This is a genomic window from Serratia microhaemolytica, from assembly GCF_004011885.1.
In the GTDB taxonomy this organism is placed as follows: Bacteria; Pseudomonadota; Gammaproteobacteria; order Enterobacterales; family Enterobacteriaceae; genus Serratia_G; species Serratia_G microhaemolytica.
Genome location: NZ_SBEF01000068.1, coordinates 1 through 4709 on the forward strand (window position 1 = coordinate 1; position 4709 = coordinate 4709).

A 4709-nucleotide genomic window follows, 5' to 3' on the forward strand; every position below is an offset into this window, starting at 1 on the left:
TCAACATTGGGGTATAGAAAATCAGCTTCATTGGGTGCTGGATGTCGTTTTTCGCGAAGATGCGTTATCGCTGCATGACCTTGATGGAGCGGCCCATATGGCCCTCTTTAATCGCGTTGCACTCAGCATTATCAAACAACATACCGGACTGAAAGACAGTATCGCCTCAAAGCGTAGACGGGCCGCCTGGTCTGCTGATTTTCGTAGCGAATTGATGTTTGCTTAAATTATATGCAAAGTGGAATCCCGCCCTGACGTATACGTAAACTTATAGTATATAGCTCAGCAGCTTTAACAAAGTTATGACCGAGAATTACAAAAAGACAATCCGTTGTTCTCTCGGAAATTTTGAAACAATCTGCATCAATATCATTAGTACCAATCCAAGCCATAGATTTATCATCAGCAGTATAGATAAGCTCACCTGGATTGATTTTTTTCTCTTTGCTTTGAAAAAGCGGAACTATCCGTTCATTATCAGTTGCTAATGACACCTCAATCTTAGCCAAAGAATCAACCGAAGATAAGTCGTGCCCACCAATTCCCAAGCCATAGAAAAATGCAGCCTCATTGTACGCATCAATAATATTATTAATGGAGCGAAAACCACGGGAGGAAAAGTTCTCTCGCAACTTTTCACCGGCGGTTTTGAAATTCTCTCTACCAGTTGTTTTTTCTATTATTTTCCTGAAGCCTTCGTTAAAGTGCTGTAGATCTCCAGAAATGTTTGTTTCCACCATCTCATTACAATGTGTAAGAAACTCGGGTTTAGTCGGGGAACAAACCAGCCCTCGTACAACAAGGAAAAGAGCATGTGTAACGCCGACTTTTGATGCTGCTTCGCTGATTGAGAAAAACATGTCAACTCCCCATGAAATTTTTATAAAGAAGTAAAATACCAATGAGCAAAAGCGCCGCTCCTGAAATGTAATTCAGTATTACAGTTAATCGCTGATTTTTTTGTGATATTTTTGCCAACATGCCACCAGTCAACCCCGCCGTTAAGTCAATAGGCAAGGCTGTCGCCGGTACAATCAAGGAGATCAACAACGCCTCCAAAGGAGTATACCCTCCGGACAAAATCAACCCTGGCAGAATAGAAAGATAAAACAGAATAGTCTTGGGATTCAAAAACTCGACAGAAACAGCCTGAAAATATAGTTTGGACAATTTATTTCTTTTCTTATCTACATTCAGGGATTGATATTCTCCTGTATTACTGGCCGACTTTAGTGCATCCCAGCCCAAATATAATATATACACGCCACCAATCAGCGCAACAGCATTGGCCACATGAGCATTCTGAGCAACGATAGCCGTTACCCCGAGCCCAGCCAGAACAGCGTGGATAGAACTGCCAGATGCCAGCCCTAAGGCGGATACAGCCCCAGCGGCCTTTCCTTCGCTAATACCTCTGGCACTAACAAACAACAATGAGGGACCGGGGCTAAGATTGAGCAGCAATGCTGCTAATGCAAATGCAAGAATGCTTGTATGTTCCATAATTATCCTATAATAAGTGATGTCAGCGCTTTATAGTTGCAGGTCAGTATATGTTGTACTTTAACCATGCTATTTTCTTCTTGCGAAGACGTAGTCATACAGGCTCCTGACCGGATTTTTTTCCTGCACTTCATACAAATCCCGGCTTTACACATGTGTTTCAATTCAACATTATTCTCCAGAGCACAATCAAGGATGGTTTCGTCAGGGGTAATTGCAAAAGCATCGTCATGGTGTATAACCATAATCTCACTGAATGAGTAATTGATATGATAGGCTTTCGACCCATTATGCTCCGATTCCATCAACGTAATTTCTCGGAAAATATAGTTATTGCTAAAAATTCGTGTGATGGTCTCGAACAGGTAACTGCCAACTATAATAAACCGTTTAAATCGTGTCAGGTGGAATGAAACGGATATTGCCATCAGAAGACCATCTACGCTCCATTCATCTCCTAGGTAGACAACATCTCTGAGATAACAAGCATCATATAGATTCACAAACTCTAAGGAGAGTATTTTATTATTCCCATCATCATAGAAATGAATTTCGAATACTGAGGACTCATTGTTATATCCATATGGATCATACCTTGAGACTCGTAATCTTTGTACTTCTGAACTATCGTCATCATGTCGAATTGCTCCCTTAATGAGCAGTGTTTTATTACTCATAAATCTCCACTCCTGAGGGAGCATCATATCAGAACTTAAAAATAACTTTCAGCACCACCCTGACGACGGATGTCTAGTGAGCAACAGTGGAAACCTCCCCCTACCGTTCGACCATGTCTGAATGACGCCGGTATAACTTCTAGACCGCAGCGATCAAGTAACTCAGCTAACTTATGCTGATTTTTCTCTACAATAATTGTTTTTTCATCGATCGATAAAACATTCATCGCGATCCAGACTGAAGCACGAGCCCAGTCAAACGAATAACCGATATCTACAGGTTCGTTAAAGAAAACGAGTTCCCAATCTCTAAATTGAACAGGGACTTCAGCCATTGTCATCCTTTCCGCATTAATCAAGGCAAGGCCAGGACGCAATAATTGCATGGTTGTTCCAACATGATCACTACAAATTGACATTTGATGAAAATTAAACTGATCGCCAAAGGTTCTTTCCAGCCACTCAAAACCTGCCCGGTTTCCGCTATTGCTAATGTTATAAAAAATATCTTTCCCACACCGCATAATGTTCGCCGCATCAAACAACGGATCATTCTCGGCCAAGTAAGGAGTCGTACCATCCCAAAGATAAGTATCGTCTGTTAAAATTGGTTTTGGCGCGGCGATCCATTTTGCACCCTTAGAGAAATACTCTCGCGTAATATTACGAAAAGATTGACTTTCAAAATAACGATTACGTGAAGGCATAGGTGCTTCGATCAGCGTTTCACCAAGCACCAGCATGCAATCTCGAGGCATAAGTGCATGGGACTGTTGAGAAACCCAATGCGGGGATTGACAGGTGATGTCTAAGTTAATCGCTTCTGGGCGTCTCACTTTAACGCCATAGCCTTCCAAAATTGATGTCAATACTTGGAAGTCCTCCTCCATCTCATTTTTTACCCGTTCGATAACCGGTGTGGGATTTTTCTGCTGGATAAAATCCTCTTGAAGGTCAAAAAAATTTCTAGAGGAAATATCCAAATCCGGTAGAGTAAGATACTTAGGGCTACCTAAAATGATTTCTTCTAACTTGCCCCAATCGCTGTAACTGTTAATGATATTCATTTTTCATCCTGTTTTTTTGTAAAACCTAAAGCGAAAGACTGGCCTGTCGGCATAACTTCCATAACGTTGATGTTAACATTGGCAGGTAAAGAGAATGTCCAAAAAACGGTTTCAGCAATATTGTCCGCTGTGAGATATGTTTTGTTTTCATACAGTGAATCTGCTTTTTCCACATCCCCTTTAAATCGTACTACGGCAAATTCAGTTTTTGATAAACCAGGTGCTATACAGGAAGCCCTAATATTGCTACCTTCAAGATCTGTTTTCAGATTAAGAGTAAAATTATGAACAAATGATTTGGTTGCACCATATACATTACTCCCCATGTAAGGGTAATAAGCAGCAACCGATCCTATGTTAATAATATGGCCCTGGTTCTTTTCCTTAAACATCTTTAGCACTTTTTTAGTGATATGCAAAAGAGCAACAATATTGGTGTTAACCATCGTTTCCCAGTCGTTGATATTGTTATCTTGAGCAGGACCAAATCCCAGCGAAAGCCCTGCATTATTGACCAGAGCCGTTATATTTTCGAAATATTCCGGTATGTTACTAAGACATTCCTCAACCGCATGTTTGTCGGTAATATCCAAAGCTAAAGCATGCACTTTCCCCGGAAAATTATGGGCCAAGTCCATCAGTTTTTCTTCTCGTCTCGCTATCGCAATGACATTATATCCTTCAGCAAGAAACCGGCGAGCGATCGCTTCTCCGAAACCAGAAGATGCTCCAGTGACGATTATTGTATCCATTTAATCTCTCTATTTTGAGGTTAGATTTTCTTGCTAAAAGGACAGAGCCAAACTTGTTGAGTCGCATTCCCTGCGTACTGCCTAGCTTCGCTTTGCTCACCAAAATCACTGAGATTGGGATTCAGCGTCCCCTGAATTTTTATCTCTCGTCGCCGAATTTCCTTTTGCATTTTTTGAAATGTACCGTCAGCTTTGAGATATCTAAATTGACGATGGGCATTGAACACAAGAGCAGGAAAGGGAGCCTGACGACTGATCCGTGATGAACGAGGGTGTAACCCTACGATAAAAAAGGGTTCACCGAATAGAGAAAACCCAAAAGCAGGTGAGTGAGGGTCCGGGGAGCACTCATCGCTCCAGACATAACCAGCCTGGACATCAAGCTCGTGTAATCGGGTAAGCGTCACCCAAACAAACTCTTCAAACTCCGCTTCTGACTGATGTAGTGGTCAAGTGAAACTGGCCACGGTTTTGGCGTTTTCCCAATACAACCGTTCAGATTCATTGGGCGTGAGACCACCGTTATATTGATGTGGTCTTAAATCGCTGTAATAACTAACTAAGTATCGAATTATCTCTTGTTGTGCCTGACCTAAACTAGAATAGCCACTTGCCGGCACCCACTCTGTTTTTAAACTCCTAAAGAAGCGCTCCATTGGGCTATTGTCCCAGCAGTTTCCCCGACGCGATAAGCTCTGTGTCATCTGGTA

General features: G+C 41.8%; 7 protein-coding genes and 1 pseudogene. 1 reads left to right on the forward strand and 7 read right to left on the reverse strand.

Going from position 1 to position 4709, the window contains the following annotated elements:
* The coding region (locus tag EOJ37_RS13530; RefSeq protein ID WP_420820642.1) for a transposase at nt 1-226 on the forward strand (226 nt) is incomplete at its 5' end.
* Between the two features lies 1 nt (nt 227).
* Here the strand turns inward: EOJ37_RS13530 and EOJ37_RS13535 are convergent.
* The 7 genes and pseudogenes from EOJ37_RS13535 to EOJ37_RS13565 all read right to left on the reverse strand — a co-directional run.
* Nucleotides 228-860, reverse strand: coding sequence for a B3/B4 domain-containing protein (locus tag EOJ37_RS13535; RefSeq protein ID WP_127960422.1), 633 nt, complete (start codon nt 858-860; stop codon nt 228-230).
* 1 nt (nt 861) lies between these two features.
* Complete coding sequence (locus EOJ37_RS13540; RefSeq protein ID WP_127960423.1) at nt 862-1503, reverse strand: LysE family translocator; 642 nt, start codon at nt 1501-1503, stop codon at nt 862-864.
* Nucleotides 1504-1505: 2 nt separating this feature from the next.
* Nucleotides 1506-2180, reverse strand: a complete 675-nt coding sequence (locus EOJ37_RS13545; RefSeq protein ID WP_162473706.1) for a 2Fe-2S iron-sulfur cluster-binding protein — start codon at nt 2178-2180, stop codon at nt 1506-1508.
* 35 nt (nt 2181-2215) lie between these two features.
* Entirely contained in the window at nt 2216-3247 is a 1032-nt protein-coding gene (locus tag EOJ37_RS13550) for a hypothetical protein (RefSeq protein ID WP_127960425.1), read from the reverse strand.
* Nucleotides 3244-3999: an SDR family NAD(P)-dependent oxidoreductase gene (locus tag EOJ37_RS13555; protein ID WP_127960426.1), complete on the reverse strand. Its 756-nt coding sequence runs from the start codon at nt 3997-3999 to the stop codon at nt 3244-3246. Before EOJ37_RS13555 ends, EOJ37_RS13550 begins: the two co-directional genes overlap by 4 nt.
* A 20-nt stretch (nt 4000-4019) precedes the next feature.
* Nucleotides 4020-4430 (reverse strand): annotated as a pseudogene (gntA, locus tag EOJ37_RS13560) (guanitoxin biosynthesis heme-dependent pre-guanitoxin N-hydroxylase GntA); the annotation flags it as partial.
* Between the two features lie 18 nt (nt 4431-4448).
* Nucleotides 4449-4709 (reverse strand): integrase core domain-containing protein (locus EOJ37_RS13565; RefSeq protein ID WP_155522504.1); only part of this gene is annotated, 261 nt, incomplete at its 5' end.

Coding starts and splice junctions, on each gene's coding strand:
- EOJ37_RS13535 (WP_127960422.1), bottom strand. CDS start 860: ATGTTTTTCTCAATCAGCGAAGCAGCATCAAAAGTCGGCGTTACACAT.
- EOJ37_RS13540 (WP_127960423.1), bottom strand. CDS start 1,503: ATGGAACATACAAGCATTCTTGCATTTGCATTAGCAGCATTGCTGCTC.
- EOJ37_RS13545 (WP_162473706.1), bottom strand. CDS start 2,180: ATGAGTAATAAAACACTGCTCATTAAGGGAGCAATTCGACATGATGAC.
- EOJ37_RS13550 (WP_127960425.1), bottom strand. CDS start 3,247: ATGAATATCATTAACAGTTACAGCGATTGGGGCAAGTTAGAAGAAATC.
- EOJ37_RS13555 (WP_127960426.1), bottom strand. CDS start 3,999: ATGGATACAATAATCGTCACTGGAGCATCTTCTGGTTTCGGAGAAGCG.